General features: G+C 54.5%; 16 protein-coding genes. 3 read left to right on the top strand and 13 right to left on the bottom strand.

Features of this window, described 5'->3' with window-relative positions:
• Positions 1-27: 27 nt before the first annotated feature.
• The 3 genes from ACFQUU_RS12515 to ACFQUU_RS12505 form a co-directional block, all read right to left on the bottom strand.
• Positions 28-2,622: an ATP-binding protein gene (locus ACFQUU_RS12515; RefSeq protein WP_382247514.1), complete on the bottom strand. Its 2,595-nt coding sequence runs from the start codon at positions 2,620-2,622 to the stop codon at positions 28-30.
• Between the two features lie 114 nt (positions 2,623-2,736).
• Entirely contained in the window at positions 2,737-2,967 is a 231-nt protein-coding gene (locus tag ACFQUU_RS12510; RefSeq protein ID WP_382247512.1) for a hypothetical protein, read from the bottom strand.
• A gap of 103 nt (positions 2,968-3,070) precedes the next feature.
• On the bottom strand, positions 3,071-4,069 hold the full coding sequence (locus tag ACFQUU_RS12505) for a GlxA family transcriptional regulator (protein ID WP_382247510.1): 999 nt from the start codon (positions 4,067-4,069) through the stop codon (positions 3,071-3,073).
• Between the two features lie 124 nt (positions 4,070-4,193).
• On the opposite strand from ACFQUU_RS12505, the gene ACFQUU_RS12500 reads away from it, so the two are divergent.
• Entirely contained in the window at positions 4,194-4,829 is a 636-nt protein-coding gene (locus ACFQUU_RS12500; protein ID WP_382247508.1) for a cysteine hydrolase family protein, read from the top strand.
• A gap of 70 nt (positions 4,830-4,899) precedes the next feature.
• Here ACFQUU_RS12500 and ACFQUU_RS12495 read toward each other — a convergent pair whose 3' ends face one another.
• Together ACFQUU_RS12495 and ACFQUU_RS12490 are read right to left on the bottom strand one after the other, a co-directional pair.
• Positions 4,900-7,074, bottom strand: coding sequence for a putative bifunctional diguanylate cyclase/phosphodiesterase (locus tag ACFQUU_RS12495; protein ID WP_382247506.1), 2,175 nt, complete (start codon positions 7,072-7,074; stop codon positions 4,900-4,902).
• 431 nt (positions 7,075-7,505) lie between these two features.
• The gene (locus ACFQUU_RS12490) at positions 7,506-7,934 is read right to left on the bottom strand and encodes a hypothetical protein (RefSeq protein ID WP_382247504.1); all 429 of its coding nucleotides are present in this window, start codon (positions 7,932-7,934) and stop codon (positions 7,506-7,508) included.
• Positions 7,935-8,188: 254 nt separating this feature from the next.
• On the opposite strand from ACFQUU_RS12490, the gene ACFQUU_RS12485 reads away from it, so the two are divergent.
• Positions 8,189-8,884, top strand: a complete 696-nt coding sequence (locus ACFQUU_RS12485; protein ID WP_382247502.1) for a hypothetical protein — start codon at positions 8,189-8,191, stop codon at positions 8,882-8,884.
• 14 nt (positions 8,885-8,898) lie between these two features.
• Here the strand turns inward: ACFQUU_RS12485 and ACFQUU_RS12480 are convergent, their stop codons facing one another.
• Positions 8,899-9,066, bottom strand: a complete 168-nt coding sequence (locus ACFQUU_RS12480; RefSeq protein ID WP_156397028.1) for a hypothetical protein — start codon at positions 9,064-9,066, stop codon at positions 8,899-8,901.
• Positions 9,067-9,472: 406 nt separating this feature from the next.
• On the opposite strand from ACFQUU_RS12480, the gene ACFQUU_RS12475 reads away from it, so the two are divergent.
• Positions 9,473-9,628, top strand: a complete 156-nt coding sequence (locus ACFQUU_RS12475; protein WP_382247500.1) for a hypothetical protein — start codon at positions 9,473-9,475, stop codon at positions 9,626-9,628.
• Between the two features lie 3 nt (positions 9,629-9,631).
• Here ACFQUU_RS12475 and ACFQUU_RS12470 read toward each other — a convergent pair whose 3' ends face one another.
• The 7 genes from ACFQUU_RS12470 to cyoA are packed head-to-tail and all read right to left on the bottom strand — an operon-like array spanning position 9,632 to position 16,525.
• Positions 9,632-10,168, bottom strand: a complete 537-nt coding sequence (locus ACFQUU_RS12470) for a response regulator transcription factor (RefSeq protein WP_382247498.1) — start codon at positions 10,166-10,168, stop codon at positions 9,632-9,634.
• Positions 10,169-10,181: 13 nt separating this feature from the next.
• Positions 10,182-11,483, bottom strand: a complete 1,302-nt coding sequence (locus ACFQUU_RS12465; protein WP_382247984.1) for an ATP-binding protein — start codon at positions 11,481-11,483, stop codon at positions 10,182-10,184.
• Between the two features lie 31 nt (positions 11,484-11,514).
• A complete protein-coding gene (locus ACFQUU_RS12460; RefSeq protein WP_382247496.1) occupies positions 11,515-12,411 on the bottom strand; it encodes an SURF1 family protein in 897 nt (298 codons plus the stop codon).
• Positions 12,408-12,833 (bottom strand): cytochrome o ubiquinol oxidase subunit IV, encoded by a 426-nt coding sequence (gene cyoD / locus ACFQUU_RS12455; RefSeq protein WP_382247494.1) that lies wholly within the window; start codon positions 12,831-12,833, stop codon positions 12,408-12,410. The genes ACFQUU_RS12460 and cyoD overlap by 4 nt, the downstream gene beginning before the upstream one ends.
• Complete coding sequence (gene cyoC / locus ACFQUU_RS12450; protein ID WP_382247492.1) at positions 12,830-13,465, bottom strand: cytochrome o ubiquinol oxidase subunit III; 636 nt, start codon at positions 13,463-13,465, stop codon at positions 12,830-12,832. Before cyoC ends, cyoD begins: the two co-directional genes overlap by 4 nt.
• Positions 13,458-15,461: a cytochrome o ubiquinol oxidase subunit I gene (gene cyoB, locus ACFQUU_RS12445; protein WP_382247490.1), complete on the bottom strand. Its 2,004-nt coding sequence runs from the start codon at positions 15,459-15,461 to the stop codon at positions 13,458-13,460. The genes cyoC and cyoB overlap by 8 nt, the downstream gene beginning before the upstream one ends.
• A gap of 2 nt (positions 15,462-15,463) precedes the next feature.
• The gene (gene cyoA / locus ACFQUU_RS12440; RefSeq protein WP_382247488.1) at positions 15,464-16,525 is read right to left on the bottom strand and encodes a ubiquinol oxidase subunit II; all 1,062 of its coding nucleotides are present in this window, start codon (positions 16,523-16,525) and stop codon (positions 15,464-15,466) included.
• Between the last annotated feature and the right edge of the window lie 47 nt (positions 16,526-16,572).

The following is a 16,572-nucleotide window of genomic DNA, read 5'->3' as shown; positions in this document are numbered from 1 at the left end:
GGTCAAGTGCTTTACCGTCAAGTGCTTTTACGATTCCCGTCGCAGTCGTTCATTCACACCCATACCAGCAAGGATTGCAGCAAGCTTTGTGATTTCGACAGGCTTTACCAGAAGGTGATCGAAACCGGCGGCGAGTGCAATTTCATGGTCATGCGGATTGCCGTACCCAGTTATAGCAACCAGCAAAGCAGTTTCGGTTTCCGGCATTCCACGCAAGCGTTTAGCCAGTTCATTGCCATCTATCCCCGGCAAACCGATATCAAGCAGACATACGTGTGGCTTGTCTTCCTTTGCCCGTTGCAATGCCTGATACGGGTCATGCTCTACGAGCACTTCGTAACCTAATGCTCGCAGTAGCATTGCCAGCATCTCGGCGGCATCTGTATTGTCGTCGACTACCAATATACGTAATGCCCCGGAAGGTGCTTGCAGAGCTTCTGCGGGAACCTGGCCACCGCCAGGTTGACCAGTCTCCTTCACGCGCGGCAGGCACACGCGAAAGGTGCTGCCTTTCCCAAGTCCGTCACTCGAACAAGTCACCGTACCACCATGCAGCTCAAGCAAACTTCTGACCAGTGCAAGACCAAGCCCTAATCCTCCGGAGGAGCGATCAGACGTTCGCTCGGCTTGGGCGAAGAGTTCAAATACACGCTTGGCCATGTCCGCCGTCATGCCAATGCCGTTATCGCTCATCTCCACGATCACACGATCGTCTGTCACCTCGGTTTTTAGGGCAATACGGCCGCCTTCACTGGTGTACTTGGCAGCATTGTTCAGGATGTTCACGATCACCTGCACCAGCCGCTTGCGGTCACCTTTTACTGTCAGTGCCTGCGGCGCCATATGCAGTACCAGCTGATGTTCTCGCGCCCGTAGCAACGGATTGACCTGCTCGACGGCATCGGATACGACTTCCTGCATGTCCACCGTCTCGGTGTCGAGTTTGACCAAGCCGCGCGTCACCCGAGACACATCCAGCAAATCATTAATCAGGCCTGTCATATGTTGCACCTGACGGCCGATCACCTCACTCGTTTGCCGCAAACGCTCCTCATCGAGCTTGACCATCTGCAGCAGTTGCGCAGCAGCGTCAATCGGTGCAAGCGGGTTTCTCAGTTCATGCGCGAGCATGGCCAGGAACTCGTCCTTGCGCCGGTCAGTGTCACGCAAGGCAAGCAGGGCCTGTGCACGCTCGATTGCTTCCCAGGTCCGGTCAGCAGTCTGATGCATGAGCTCAGCATCATCCTCAGACCAATGCCTGGCTTTATCATCATGCGCAAACATAAATGCAACGCACCGGCCATGACGCTGAATCGGGACCGCCAGCGTTGCCCTGGCGCCAATCTTTGCATGCGCTTGCGCGACAGCTCCGGCCGTGCGTGGATCCGCTTCGAGATCATCGACCATAATGTGATGACCCGCTCTCAGATCATTCATCACCGACTGGCCATACTCGTCCGGCTGTTCGACAACCAGAGGCAATGGCGGTACGCGGCTTAGATCAGCATAGGTATTGACGACCAGTGCTTTCCTGGAGTCTTCATCGAACGCAACGTATCCGGCACGCGGCACATCCAGGAATGTGGCCAGCTCCTGGCTTGCGGCGGTCATCATCGCGTCCGAATCGTCGGAAAGGCTGCGCAGCTGATCGCCAAGCCTTAACAGCATCGTCTGGCGCGCCTTGGCGTGTTCCAGCTGCCTCACCTTCTCTTCGAGCGCGAGACTGGAGAAATAAGCGCCGGTTACATCATGGCCTTGCGCGAAAATGCCCAAGACTACTCCTTCGTTATTCACAATGGGCTGGAAAACCATATCTACCCATCGTTCAGACAGTGACGCATTTTCCTCATGCCGCACCAACAGTTTTCGATTGCGTAGCACGATCGGCCTGCCGGACGCGTAAACGTCTGCCAGAGTCTGCCCGAAGCCTTGATTGGCAACCTCCGGTAATGCATTGCAGAGTGCTTTTCCGATCAAGTCACGTTGCCCAACCAACTGGTAAAAGGCATTGTTAGCCATTTCGAACACATGTGCTTCACCGGTGAGGACGGCAATGAAGCCAGGCGCCTGGTCGAACAGAGTCTGAAGCAGCGTGCGTTCTGCATTCAGGATGCGCGTCAACGCTTCATGCAGCTGCGGGCGGGTCCGTTCGGTAATATCGGGTACTGCATCAATGCTATGTTTCAGAAAAAATTGATCCGTTGCGGCGTCAAAGCGATAGAGATCGGTCACATCGATAGCATTTTGTGAAACGAATGCAACGTTGCCTTGCTGATCGAATACCGGTGTATGGACCGCACTCCAGAAACGTTCTTCGAAGACGGTGCCCTCCCGCGACTGCTCGGGAACAGCGTAGCGCAGCAGCGGGCTGGTATGCGCTTTGCGCGTTGAAATGGCAAGTTCTATCGACCTGCGTACTTCATTCATATTCGTCGAGCCGGGATCAATAGGGTTTACCGGAAAAGCCTCGAAAATATGTTTGCCCAGAATGGCGTCGGCGCTGGCACCGGTTGCCTTTAGATAAGCTGGATTCGCACCGATCAACGTCAGGTCAGGAGCGATGAGCAAATATGGATATGGCGACGCCTCAAATAACGCGGCGAAATCGGGCTTTTTGGTCATGGCGGCCATTTTTACAGAATTTTGTCGCTGCCGCCAATCACCTTGAATTATTTCTTTTTCTGCCTGCGTGGATAGATCAAGAAAATTTACTCAGGCATATGGTGCTGCCGGATTTCATAATTCGTCGATAAATTTGGTAATGGCTGCAGACGAAAGCGGCTTTGTGAAGTGGCTGTCAAAACCAGCGTCTTTCGATCGACCGCGATCTTCGTCGGTCCCCCAGCCGGTCACCGCGACGATCCTGACATATCCCGTCATGCCGGGCATGCCAATATCGAAGAAGGCGACGTCAGCACGGTGTGCCAAGGAAAATTCTTGCTGGCACTCATTGGCAACTATCAGCACTAATCACTTGAAGTGATGATCAAGGAAGCGGAAACGCTTCCTCGATTATTCTATGTATGTGGAAGCAGTTCAATTTCCGCATAGTTAAGAATGGCAGGTACATTTATTCCAAGCTTATTTCCGTTGCGGTAGGCGACCGATACAAGGCGCGGTAAGCCGACGGGGAAGTCCGAAACACAGTCTTGAAATGCTGTCGCAAAGAGAGGGACGTACCAAAACCTGCCTTCTGAGCTACAACTTCAATAGATGCATCGCCACTTTCAAGCATCCGCTGCGCATGCGCTAACCGTTGGTTCAATAGCCACTGTTTAAACGAGGCTCCAGTCGCCTGTCTGAAGTGCCGGGTGAAGTTTCGTCGGCTCATGGCAGCCCGTTCGGCGAGCGAATCAATGCTGTGTTCTTTCTCCAGATGCTGAGTGACCCACTCGAGAACCTGGGAAAAGCGATTATCACTGTTTGTAACCGGGACGGGTCTTTCGATGAACTGCGCCTGTCCTCCCTGGCGATGCGGTGCAATGACAAGTTTCCTGGCCACTCTGTTAGCCATCTCGGCGCCACATGTTTCGCGTAGCAGATGCAGACAGCAATCCAGACCAGCAGCAACTCCCGCGGAGGTGAGGACGTCCTCTTGCGCGACATACAGAACGTCGCGATCCACTTTCACTTTTGGAAAGCGCTCTGCGAGTACGTCAGCCGCTGCCCAGTGGGTCGTTGCGGTTTTCCCATCCAGAAGGCCAGCTTCCGCCAAAGGGAATGAGCCCAGGCACAGGCCGACCATGCGGGATCCTCGCTTGTGTGCACGACGCAGAGCGTCGAGCAGTGCAAGCGGCGTTTCGCGGCAGTCATCGTGCCAGGATGGCATGATGACGACGTCACTCGTCTCCAATACCGAGAGGTCGTTTTCAATCGCAATGCTAAAGCCCGCAGACGTCCGTATCGGCCCCTTGGCCATGGCACACACAATGACATTGAATGCCGGCGTCGCATTGGAATGAACATTGCCAAACACCAACGATGGCACAGAGAGATGGAATGGTGTAATGCCATCAAAGGCGATGACGCTAACCTTGATCGGTCGGGACGTTAAGTTTGAGCGAGTCATGGCCCAATTATATCGGATAATGGCCTTTGGGCCGCTATCGTTTTATGACCAATAAACCGAGAATGCCACCTATCGGAAAGCATACATCCCGATTCGATTTCAATATTTCTATCAGGAGAACACTATGTCTACATCCCCCCGGCGCGCACTGCTCGTTATCGATGTGCAAAACGAATACTTCGCTGGCAGCCTTAAGATCGAGTATCCACCGACGGCGACTTCCCTTAACAATATCGGACTTGCCATGGATGCCGCGCGCGCCGCGGGTGTGCCTGTCATCGTGGTTCAACACGATGTGCCGGAGGGCGCGCCGATATTTGCCAAAGGGTCGCATGGCTGGCAACTCCATGCAGAAGTTGCAAACCGGCCAGCCGACCATCACATCAACAAGACGATGGCAAGTGCCTTTGCCGGAACGGATCTGGCAGAGTGGCTTTCAGCCAATGCCATCGATACGCTTACAGTTGTTGGCTACATGACGCATAACTGTGATGCTGCGACAATTTTTCATGCTTCCCACGCCGGATTAAAGGTTGAAGTCCTGGAAGATGCGACCGGCTCGCTCCCTTATGAGAACGCCGCGGGCAAAGCCAGCGCCGAAGAAATTCACCGCGTATTTTGCACCGTGTTCCATTCCAACTTTGCTGCCGTCACGTCTACCAAGAACTGGATTGCCGCGGTAAAAGAAGGCCGGGCAATCGAACCGGATAACGTCTATCTGTCTAACCAGCGAGCAGTTGCCACTAAAGAAGCTGCCTGATCCTGAATAGCCCGACGGTGCCCTTCTGACCGGTAACTGCAGGAAGAAGGCGTCATCGATTCACCGGGGATTAATGGTGAGGGGTGTCGTCCATCCGGACCTCGACCATACGTGCTGTCAACGGCTCATGATATAGAAAACCCTGGTAATGGCCGCACCCCTCTCTAGCCAGGAATTGATGCTGCTCTTCCGTCTCTACACCTTCGGCGATTACCGATAGTCCCAAGTTATGCGCCAGTGAAATGATGGAACGGGTAATGGCAGCATCGTTTTTGTTTGTCATAACATGATGCACGAAAGTCTGGTCAATCTTAAGTTGGTCGAGCGGTAGTTGCTGCAGGTAAGCCAATGATGAATAGCCTGTGCCAAAATCATCCAGCGCAAATCGGATACCCAGTTCCTTAAGTACCATCATTTTTTTGCGGGTGTCATCGAAATTGCGAATCAGCATACTCTCGGTAATTTCGATCTTCAGCCTGGACGGATTGGCCCCTGTGTCAGCCAGTGTTTCTGTGATCTGGCTGACAAAGGCAGGATGGTGAAACTGGCGCGCACTGACATTGATTGACAACACCAGGTCCTGCGTCGCGGTGGCGTGAGCCCACTGCACAAGTTGTCGGCACGCTTCCCTGACAAGCCAGCCACCTATCTCCATGATCATGCCGAATTCTTCTGCGAACGGGACGAACTCCGACGGTGGGACGCGCCCTCGCTGTGGATGCTGCCAGCGCAACAAGGCTTCAACACCGTTAATGTGTCCCGTTTCGTCTACCTGTGGCTGGTACTCGAGATAAAACGCATGCTCAGCCAGAGCCTGGCGCAAATCGGCTTCAAGGGCCGCGCGGGCATTGACTGCGTTTTGCATATTCGGATTGAAGAAGCAGATCGCATTGCGGCCTTCGGCCTTGGCCTGATACATGGCCATATCTGCACGCTTGAGCAGTTCGCCGGTGGACAACATTTCACCATCGATCAGCGCAATGCCAATGCTCGGCGTTGTCGTGTACGGTAAGGTATCGAGTTGGAAGGGGGTATTGAGCGCATTCAGCACTTTCTTGGCGACCTGCAGTGCGTGCGTAGCGCCGTCGAGCGCATCATCGCCAATCAATTCCAGCAGCACTACGAATTCATCGCCGCCGAAGCGTCCGACACAGTCATACTGGCGCACTGATGACAGCAGCCGTTGCGCGACCTGCTTAAGCAGCATGTCTCCCTTGTCGTGCCCATGCGTATCATTGAGAGTCTTAAAGTTGTCCAGATCAATGAATAGCACCGCGCCATCATGAGCAACGCGACGGCGGATTGCAGTCAGTCGATCAATGCGGTCGAGTACGAATCGGCGGTTCGGCAGGCCGGTCAGTTGATCGTAATAGGCAAGCTGCCGGATTTTGTCTTCGACTGCCTTTTTATCGGTGATGTCTTGTGTCGTGCCGGCCATGTAGGCTGGTCCACCGTCGTGCATGAACATCTGGCCGATAATCTCGAAATAGCGCACCTCACCGTCGGTGCGGACGATACGGCACTGCACAGTTGCATGCCCAAAGCGCAATACGGCATCCTTCGCCGACTCGACTGCGAGCCGGTCCTCCGGGTGCACGAGGTCGATGAACGCCCGCATCGTCTCGGAAAATTCACCGGGGGCGAGTCCGTACATGCGAAGGATTTCGTCGGAAAGAACAAGATGGTCGTCGTGGATTAAATATTTCCAGCTTCCCACATGCGCAATATGCTGCGCTTGATTCAAATGCTCTGCCTGTTCCGCCAACCGTCGATTGGCAAGATCGAGTTCTCTGGCCAGCTCTTCCAGTGACTTGTGCTGACGCCGCAATTCCATATGGATCATGACTTGATGCGCGAGAGTGCGCAGGTGCTCCCGTTGCGCCGAATCTATCGTTCTTGGGCGAACATCTAGCAGGCCCAACGTGCCGAACCGATGGCCAGTCGGCGATATTAGCGGTGCTCCGAGATAAAAGCGGATGAATGGCGCGCCGCGCACTTGTGGCAAATCACGAAAACGCAGATCTTGCGACGCATCCCGCACTTCGAGCAGATCATCCTGGAGCAGGGCCTGTGCGCAGAAGCCGCTATCGGCCACGCTATTGATGCCGTGTTGACACTCAACGGTAATCTTTCCATCCGTATAGGAGGTCACCAGCGCCATTGGCACGCCACAAAGGTCTGCCGCCAGCCGTAGCAGGTTGGAAAATTGAGGTGCGGGAACTGGCTCATTGATGCGGGATATCATTTTCTTTTGCCACGCATGCTGCACAACACGAGTAAGGCTGACGCTTTACTGAGAGTGACTTCCTAGATGTTAGGATTTGACTGACAGTTAATAAGTTGCAGTGTCAGCTGACTTTTCCGGCAATATCACTTAGCCATGGCGACTCTCCATGATATACGTGCCGTACTAAGTTAGAGCTTTCCGCTCCTCTTTATCTTGTATTCCTGTCCGATCGAGCACTGGCAAGCAAATTCAACCGATGTGAGCGAATCCATTGCGCCAGAAATAAGCTCTCGCTATACATCGGTTGCCGGTTCTCAATCGCGCTCAGTACATCGTGCAATGGCTTTCCTTCAGAAAACACGAAGTTAATAATCAACAATACTGCTCACTTTTATGATGCGCCTGACCTCCCTTGAGTGATATTGCCAATTTCTATATTACGCTGCTTCCTATAGCGGGATGCCTGAAAGCAGTCCTACCTTTGGCTTGTGGGCGTGCGGCAAGACGTTGAGTTGTTCCCGTGCGCCGTCAGGTACCCGGTTCGGTATAAGGATATGCTTCCTGATCTTGAATTCCATCGCCGCGATGCAGTACTCGGGAGAGAATATTGCATAGCGGCCGCCACGCCAGAAAAACATTGGCTTGTCTTCGTCGATCTCGAACCAGTTCACATCGCTGGCTTCTTCGTTACTGGTAGGCAGCGTACGCAGCAAGCGTAGCGCCTCTTTGGAAACGCCCAGATGTCTGCCAGTGTCGTATATCACATGACCTGGAAAACGGGGGTTGTCTTGAGAGCTAAGGACTTCGCCTGGGACCGAATGATCGGTCAGCAATGTAATGATGAGCCGTCCACGGTAGGCGGTGATCTCTGCATGCATGAATTCTCCTTGCATTGGCTTGTATCTTGTCCAGGTATGCAAAAAGAATGCCTATTCATAGCATGGCGCTGGCAAAAGGTTGACGATAAGAATGAAGCACTTGTGATGGATCGAGATGCGGGAAGCACCATCCTCTGTTTCAGGCCACGTGGATCTTTAACACTACAACGCCTGTCAGTATCACTACTTCTGTTGGCGTTACGATCGCCCCAATCCCGTCAGCAATGAATGACGGAAGACAACCAAAGGACATTATGAACACGAGCTTTGAAAAGGTATTGGAGCCGGCAGCCCAGTCAGCGCTTGCCGATGAGATTGTTAGCATGGTCGCCGCCGTTGTTTCCAATACGTCCGCTCCCGATTCTGCAATACGCGCGCTTGCGAAGAATCGGCAGGATACATTGGCGCCCGAGCAACGTGCCGCTGCTGCGGCTCTGCAGGCGTATGGTGCACGGAATGCGGCGACGGTCTTTACCGTAGCGCTGGAGCCACAGGCCGTGGCGCGCGCCAATGAACTGCAGAAGGCGCTGGAAGCGGCGACGGATGGCGATGCGTTAACGCTGCTTGAATCGGACCCCGAAGCAGGCGAGGGATTCAAAGAACGGATGAGTCTGGCCATTGCCACCAAATGCGCGCAGTTGATCGCCACCGAAATCGAGCGTGTTAAAACCGGTCCGGTCAAGATCCTGAATGAGGATGATGCAAAACTCTTCGAAGAAAACCACGTCCGGCACCAGACACAACGCACGGAAGCTGCAGTCAGTTTCCTGCGCGATCTTCCTGTCCGATTCCCGACGTTTGGCGCGCATCTTTTTCACGCAATCCGCCGTGACGTCCAGAACTGGGTCGAGGAAAGCTATAAGCGCCCGGATATTCATGCGGCCGTGTCCACATTGTTCGACGACGCGATGTCCGCAATGCCGCCCGATGTGCGTAAAAAGCTTGCGTAAGGAGCGCCTAGACTTTAGTTCGCATTAAAAAACCAACCTATAACGCCAGCAAGGAATAGGACGCAGCCGACTGCAATCATGGTTGCCGCAATGCCCCAGGCGACCATGCCAACTACGGCTGAGCCGACGCAGGTAATAAATGCCCCGGCAAGGGCGATCCATTTGTATTCAATTTGATGCATCGAAGCTTCCTGCTACTGGCAATTCAAGGCTATTGCGGTGTCGCCTTTTCGTGGCGTCGTTCATTAACTGGCTTGGCTGAACGCCTATCAATGTGGCCAGCAGAGCTAAACTTGCCAAGCCTGTTTTCCAAGTGACAATGAATGGTGCTGAAGATCGTCATTGCGGCAAGACTTATCCGATCTTAGCCTATAAAAACTTCCCTCGATTGACTGGCCGCAAATGTTGCTTTATGCAGGCTTCCAGGAGTCTGGTAAAGGAATGGGATCGGATGATCGCCTCCGTCTGAATCAAATACTGATCACTCATTCTTGCCTGTATGGTAACTAGCAGCTAGCAAGGAACAATATGGATTACTTGCGATTAAGATGGGAGCGACAGCGCAGAGGGACTAAACAGAAGAAAAGAATGGTCTCGGAAAAAGGAATGCAGGTTGATCATTGGCAAATCGGTCTCATCCGTACGGATTACTCTGGAACTGCAGCTGAATATCTCCCTTTGATTGAGCAGAGCTATTTGCCCGCGGCCGTCACCGGCTCGCGGGCTTCTTTTATTTTTGGGTAAGCATTACTTGACTCGCTGCTTGTCGAGTTTGCGTGCAAGGGTTCGTCTATGCATTCCTAACCGCCGAGCTGTTTCGGAAATATTAAAACCAGTTTCCGCAAGCACTTCGTGAATACGTTCCCATTCAAGCGTCTTGATGGAGGTGGAGCGGTTCGTCAGTTCGACAGGATCGGCACCGGCGACATGTCCGAACGCCGCTTCAATATCATCGGTATTCGACGGTTTGGCGAGGTACTGGCATGCGCCAAGCTTGATCGCTTCAACTGCGGTATTGATGCTGGCAAATCCGGTCAGCACGACGATCAACATGTCCGGATCATGCTTATGCAGCATTTGCACAAAGGTCAGTCCGGATGTGTTGTCCTGCAGTTTGAGATCGACAACGGCATGGGTTGGCGAATGTTTTTCCAGGATCGCCGCCACCTCTTCCAGATTGGCGGCGAGCAGCACTTGGTAGTTACGGCGTTCAAATGACCGTCCGAGCGTCCGCGCAAAGGCGGCGTCATCTTCGATGATGAGCAACAGGCGGTCGGATGACATCGGCATAGTCCTTTTACAAGGTGATGGCTGCCAGCGGCAGGTTCAGTTGCACCACGGCGCCACCCTCGGGGCGATTGTGCGCCGTCACAGTGCCACCCAAGGTACGCGCAACGTTTACGACCAGGAACAAGCCTAGCCCGCCTCCCGGCCTCCCTTTGCTCGACTGATACGGCTTGCCAAGCTGCGCAAGCATCGCGGGCATGAAACCCGGACCGCTGTCGGTGACTGTCAGCCGCAACGCATCCGCCTCTCGCGCCACATCGAAACGCAGCCAGTGTGGCGACGCCTCCAACGCATTATCGAGTACGTTGAAAATCATCTGTTTGAGCGCGGTGTCGAAGACGACGGGAATATCCTGCTCGATAGCGTTACGGTACTCAAAGGATGTGGTAGGTCTGCTCGTCTCCCACTCCCTGATCAGGTCATTGAGAAAATTGTTAATGGTCGTCTTTGACGATGATTCGCTGCGGGTTTCTCCGGCGGATAACAGGATGCTGCTCACGATTTTCTTGCAGCGCTTCAGCTGGGTTTCCATCTCATGGATTTCTTCCAGCAACTCAGGATGGTTGACAAACTCGGGCATGTGCTTCCAGTCGCCGAGGATCACCGACATGGTCGCCATCGGCGTGCCGAGTTCGTGTGCCGCGCCCGACGCCAGCAAGCCCATTCTGACAATATGTTCTTCTTCGGCGGCGCGTTGCCGCAAGTGAGCCAGCTGTGCATCCGCTGCCCGCACGTTGCGGTTGATACGTGTAATAAAGAACACCAGCAGAGATGCATTGAGCACAAAGCAGATCAGCGTTCCCTGCAAGTACAAGCTCAGGAGGCCACGCTCGTGGTCGAGCGGAATCGCAAGAGGTTTCGACAATAGCGCGAGACCGGCCAGGCAACTTCCCGTCACCGCGACGATGGTCCATGTCGACCAGGCTTCAAGCAGGACAGCGCTGAGAATGACCTGGAGCAAATAGAGGAAGGCGAAGGGATTGGTGGTCCCGCCGCTGAAGTACAGCTGCGCAGTCAGGCTGGCAACATCGACGAGCATGGCAAAAAAGAGCTCGCGGTTACTGACAACCTGGCGCTCATGCCAGCGCAACTGGCTTGCGATATTGAAAGCAATCAGGCACGCCAGCACGGCAAGCATCTGCGGCAAGGGCAGATGGATGCCAAAGCCCAGCGTCACAACGGAAATCGTCGTAATCTGTCCGATCACGGCAAGCCAGCGCAACTGGATCAGCTGCAACATGTTTTTGTGACCGGCGGCACTTTCCGCTGTTGTCGCCGTAGTGGTGACTGCTTCTGCGTTTTTTGTTTTCATTCCATCCGCACCCTTGGTGCGTGCAAGCGACTCAATTCGGGCTGCCATGTTGATTATTCCGGTCTCTATAGGAGGCGTGGGCTCCGGTGCGCCGATGCTGCTTTCTTTCATCGTACACAAGCCATAAGGCGGAGCCTATCATCATCAAGGCCAGAGCATACCAAGTCAGGGCGTAGACCAGATGATTGTCATGGAAAGCCACCACCGTGAGGCCACCCACTGGCGCAACGGGCAAGCCGTCCAATGTATTGGCGATATGGGGTTCGGCTACTTGCAGATCAATGAAATAGGGGGCTACATCGTTCAGTTCACGCGCGGCGGCAATTACCGCGACGTCGCGCGAGTACCAACGATCTCCGGCCGGGCCGTTACTTCTTAGAAATCCCCCATGTGGTTCGCTGATTCGCAGCAGACCGGTAATGACCGTCGGCCTGCAGTCGCTACGACGGCCGGCTTCACAGTCATTGGGTTTTCTGGAACGCAGATACTGGCGGGTTGCTTGCGCCGCATTAGCAGGCAGAAATCCAAGGTTGACCAGAACGAGGGTGCCGTCACTGTTGCTCAACGGAGTTAGCATCCAGAACCCGGAACCCAATTCTGTCGATGCCTGTACCAGTGCGGAGCTGGAATAGAGGAGAGTGCCGCTCACCATGACACGGCGGTATTCGTCGGTTTCGGCAGCAATCGCCGGCCAGCGCCGGCGGTCGGGAGCAGAGACAGGGGTAGCATGAATCCGCTGCTCGACACGTTCAATCAACGCGTGCTTCCAATGTAGCCGCTTTACTTGCCATGTGCCAAGTGCAATAAAACCAGCCGCAGCGAGCGCGGCGCACAGGACCAATGTAATCAGGACGCTGAACGGGCGCGGACGCTGACCGGCTTCATGCGTGGTCGCTGCGTTGCTTTCCCGTTCCGTCTGACTGGTCATGGCATCTTGTGCATCTGGTGTGATGCATCGGGCATCATGCCCGGCATCATGTTGTGATTCAGATGGTACATAACCCACAGCGACCCGCTCAGCAAAATGATCACCAGCACGAGCGTGAATACCAGGGCAAGCATATTCCAACCTCCTTCCGATCTGGTGTTCATATGCAGGAAGTAAACCATGTGTACAACAATTTGAACCGCAGCAAAGCCGAGGATGACCAGCGCGGTGGTGCTCGATTTTTCAAACACCTCGCCCATGACCAGCCAGAAGGGAATGGCGGTCAGGACCACTGATAGCAAAAAGCCAATCACATATGTCTTGATGCTGCCATGATCGGCATGGTCTTCGTGGCCATGATGGTCCGGAGCGTGATGAGCATGGTCGGAATCGATGCTCTGGTTGTGATGATGTTCGCTCATGGCAGGACTCCCATCAGATAAACAAAGGTAAATACGCCAATCCAGATCACGTCGAGGAAATGCCAGAACATCGACAGGCACATCAGGCGACGATTGTTCTCCGGAATGAGCCCATGTTTGCCAAGCTGGAACATGAGCGTCACCAGCCAGATCAGGCCGAAGGTAACATGCAGGCCGTGCGTCGCGACGAGTGAAAAGAACGCCGTCAGAAAGCCGCTGCGTTGCGGGCCTGCGCCTTGGTGCAGCAGATGCGCAAACTCGTATAGTTCGAGCGAAATGAAGCCTGCACCGAGTACTCCGGTGACGCCCAGCCAGATCAGGGTGGAACGCAAACGCTTGCGCTGCGATTCCAGCATGGCGAAGCCGTAGGTGATGGACGATAGCAGCAGGAGTGCCGTATTGGCAGCCACCAGCGGCAGATCGAACAACTCGGCACCGGTTGGGCCGCCTGCATAATTGCGCCCCAGCACCGCGTAAGTAGCGAACAGGCAGGCAAAAATCAGGCAGTCGCTCATCAGGTAAATCCAGAAGCCGAGCAGGGTGCCGTTTTCGGGATGGTGTTCCTTTACATGGAAGCGGTCGTCCGCATCAGCGTGCAGGACGTCGACAGGTGTTGCGGTTATCTCAGACATGGCTTTCCAACAAGCGTGTGCGAGCGTTCTCGGTACGGACAACTTCCTCCGCCGGGATGTAATAGTCGCGTTTGTAATTAAATGTGTGGATGATGATTGCCGCCATCATTGCAACGAAGGCCAGGCCGGCGATCAGCCACATCTGCCAGATGATTGCAAAGCCGACGACTGCGCTCAGCGCTGCGATGACAAATCCGGCTGCCGTGTTCTTCGGCATGTGGATGGCGGCAAAACCGTGGCGTGGACGCGTGTACTTCTGCTTCTTCATGTCGGCCCAAGTGTCGTTGTCATACACGCGCGGCGTGAACGCAAAGTTATAGTCCGGTGGCGGCGATGATGTCGCCCATTCCAGCGTACGGCCATTCCACGGATCGCCGGTCACATCACGCAATGCATGACGGTGCTTGAAGCTGACATAGAACTGGACCAGCATCGCGCCAATACCGACGGCAATGAAGACTGCGCCGAGTGCCGCGATCTGGAACCAGATTTGCAGCGACGGATCTTCGAAGTGACTCATGCGCCGTGTTACGCCCATCAGGCCGAGTACATAGAGGGGCATGAAGGCGAGATAAAAACCGATGACCCAGAACCAGAACGATACCTTGCCCCAGAACGCGTCCAGCTTGTACCCGAACGCTTTAGGGAACCAGTAGTTGATACCGGCGAACAGGCCGAACAGAACGCCGCCAATGATCACGTTATGAAAGTGCGCGATCAGGAACAGGCTGTTGTGCAGCACAAAGTCAGCCGGTGGGACCGCGAGCAACACACCCGTCATGCCGCCGATCACGAACGTCACCATGAATGCGACTGTCCACATCATTGGCAGTTCAAAGTGGATGCGGCCACGGTACATGGTGAACAGCCAGTTGAAAATCTTCGCTCCGGTCGGGATCGAGATGATCATTGTCGTGATGCCAAAGAACGAGTTCACGCTGGCGCCCGAGCCCATGGTAAAGAAGTGATGCAGCCATACCAGGTAGGACAGGATGGTGATCACCACCGTGGCATAGACCATCGATGTGTAGCCGAACAGGCGCTTGCCGGAGAAGGTCGACACCACTTCCGAAAAAATACCGAATACCGGCAGCACCAGGATATATACCTCGGGGTGGCCCCAGATCCAGATCAGGTTGACATACATCATCGCGTTGCCGCCCAGATCATTGGTGAAGAAATTGGTGCCGAGCACGCGGTCCATTGACAGCATCCCGAGTACGGCGGTCAGTACCGGGAACGCCGCCACGATCAGCACGTTCGTGCACAGCGAGGTCCAGGTGAAAACAGGCATTTTCATCATGGTCATGCCGGGTGCACGCATCTTGACGATCGTGGCGATCAGGTTGATCCCTGATAGCAGGGTGCCGACACCGGCAATCTGCAATGACCAGATGTAATAGTCGACACCGACGTCCGGGCTCGCCAGGATGCCGGATAGCGGCGGATAGGCGAGCCAGCCGGTACGCGCGAACTCACCCACGAACAGCGACGCCATGGTCAGGCCGGCACCGAACGTGGTCATCCAGAAGCTGAAATTGTTCAGGAATGGGAAGGCCACGTCGCGCGCGCCGATCTGCAAGGGCACGATGTAGTTCATGAAGCCGGTGACCAAAGGCATGGCGACGAAGAAAATCATGATCACGCCATGCGCGGTGAAAATCTGGTCATAGTGATGCGGCGGCAAGAAGCCGGCTGAATCACCGAAGGCGATTGCCTGCTGCGCACGCATCATGAGGGCATCGGCAAAGCCGCGCAGCAGCATGACCAGACCCAGCACCATGTACATGATGCCGATCTTCTTGTGGTCGATGCTGGTGATCCAGTCACGCCACAGGGTGCCCCACAATTGATATCGCGTTACCAGGGCGACCAGGGCAAGTCCGCCCAGGGCCACCATGATAAAGGTGCCAATGAGAATAGGTTCATGATAGGGAATCGCTTCCCAGCTTAGCCGTCCGAAGATCAGCTTCGTCAAATCGGTATGGTCTTGCATCGCTATTCTTTATGAATATGAGTGTGCGCAGGGGATGATTCGGATATCGGAGCGCCGTGATGCGCATCGGAAGCTACGGCATCTTTGGGATGGTCGCCGGCCTGCATCTGGGCTTTGGCCTGGGCTTGCGCCTGGGCCTCCGTCTTACCGCTGCCGATGCGTTTGCTGTCCGCAGCCATCATGTCCTTCATGCAGACGGAACCCGGTGCCACGCATCGGTTGACTATCGCGTCAAACAGGTCGCCAGCTACGGTTGCGTAACGACGGACTGGCTCCCGCTCACTGGGTTTCTCCAGCGTCATGTAATTGGCGCGGTCCAGCGAACCGCCATCGGCCTTGGTTTTCTGTACCCAATTGCCAAAGTCTTCATTACTGACACCGTGGTACTTGAAACGCATATGTGAAAAGCCCGCGCCGCTGTAGTTAGCGGAAAAGCCTTCATACTCGCCCGGTTTATTGATCACCGCATTCAGGGTGGTCTCCATGCCCGGCATCGCATAGATCTGTCCGGCCAGCGCAGGAATGTAGAAAGAATTCATCACCGTGGAAGCAGTAATCTTGAAGCGTATCGGCACATCGACCGGTGTTACCAGTTCATTGACCGTGGCAATCCCTTGCTCCGGATAAATGAACAACCATTTCCAGTCGAGTGCGACAACCTGAACCAGCAATGGCTTGGTATCGGCTGGAATAGGGCGATTGGCATCGAGGCGATGCAGTGGGCGATAGGGATCAAGCAGGTGAGTGCTGATCCAGGTCAGCAGGCCAAGCGCAATGATGATCAGCAGCGGAGCACCCCAGATCACCAGTTCGAGTTTGGTGGAGTGGTCCCAATCGGGTTCGTAACGTGCCGCCGTATTGCTCTTGCGGTAACGCCATGCAAATAGAAATGTCAGCGCGATAACAGGCACAATGATCAACAGCATCAGCATGGTTGAGACATAGATTAAATGTCCTTGCTGAGCCGCGATATCGCCCGATGGGTTCATTACAACGGTATTGCAGCCGGTTAGAAATACCACTAGCAGGGGTAGTAATCGGCGCCGGGCGGATAACAGATGCATGGTGGAAAGTCAAGAACGTGGATCAAGATTGTGCTACTCTACTTTGG

Source organism: Herbaspirillum sp. GCM10030257 (assembly GCF_042666555.1).
Classification (GTDB): Bacteria; Pseudomonadota; Gammaproteobacteria; order Burkholderiales; family Burkholderiaceae_D; genus Noviherbaspirillum.
This window is presented reverse-complemented; position numbering and strand designations above follow the sequence as displayed.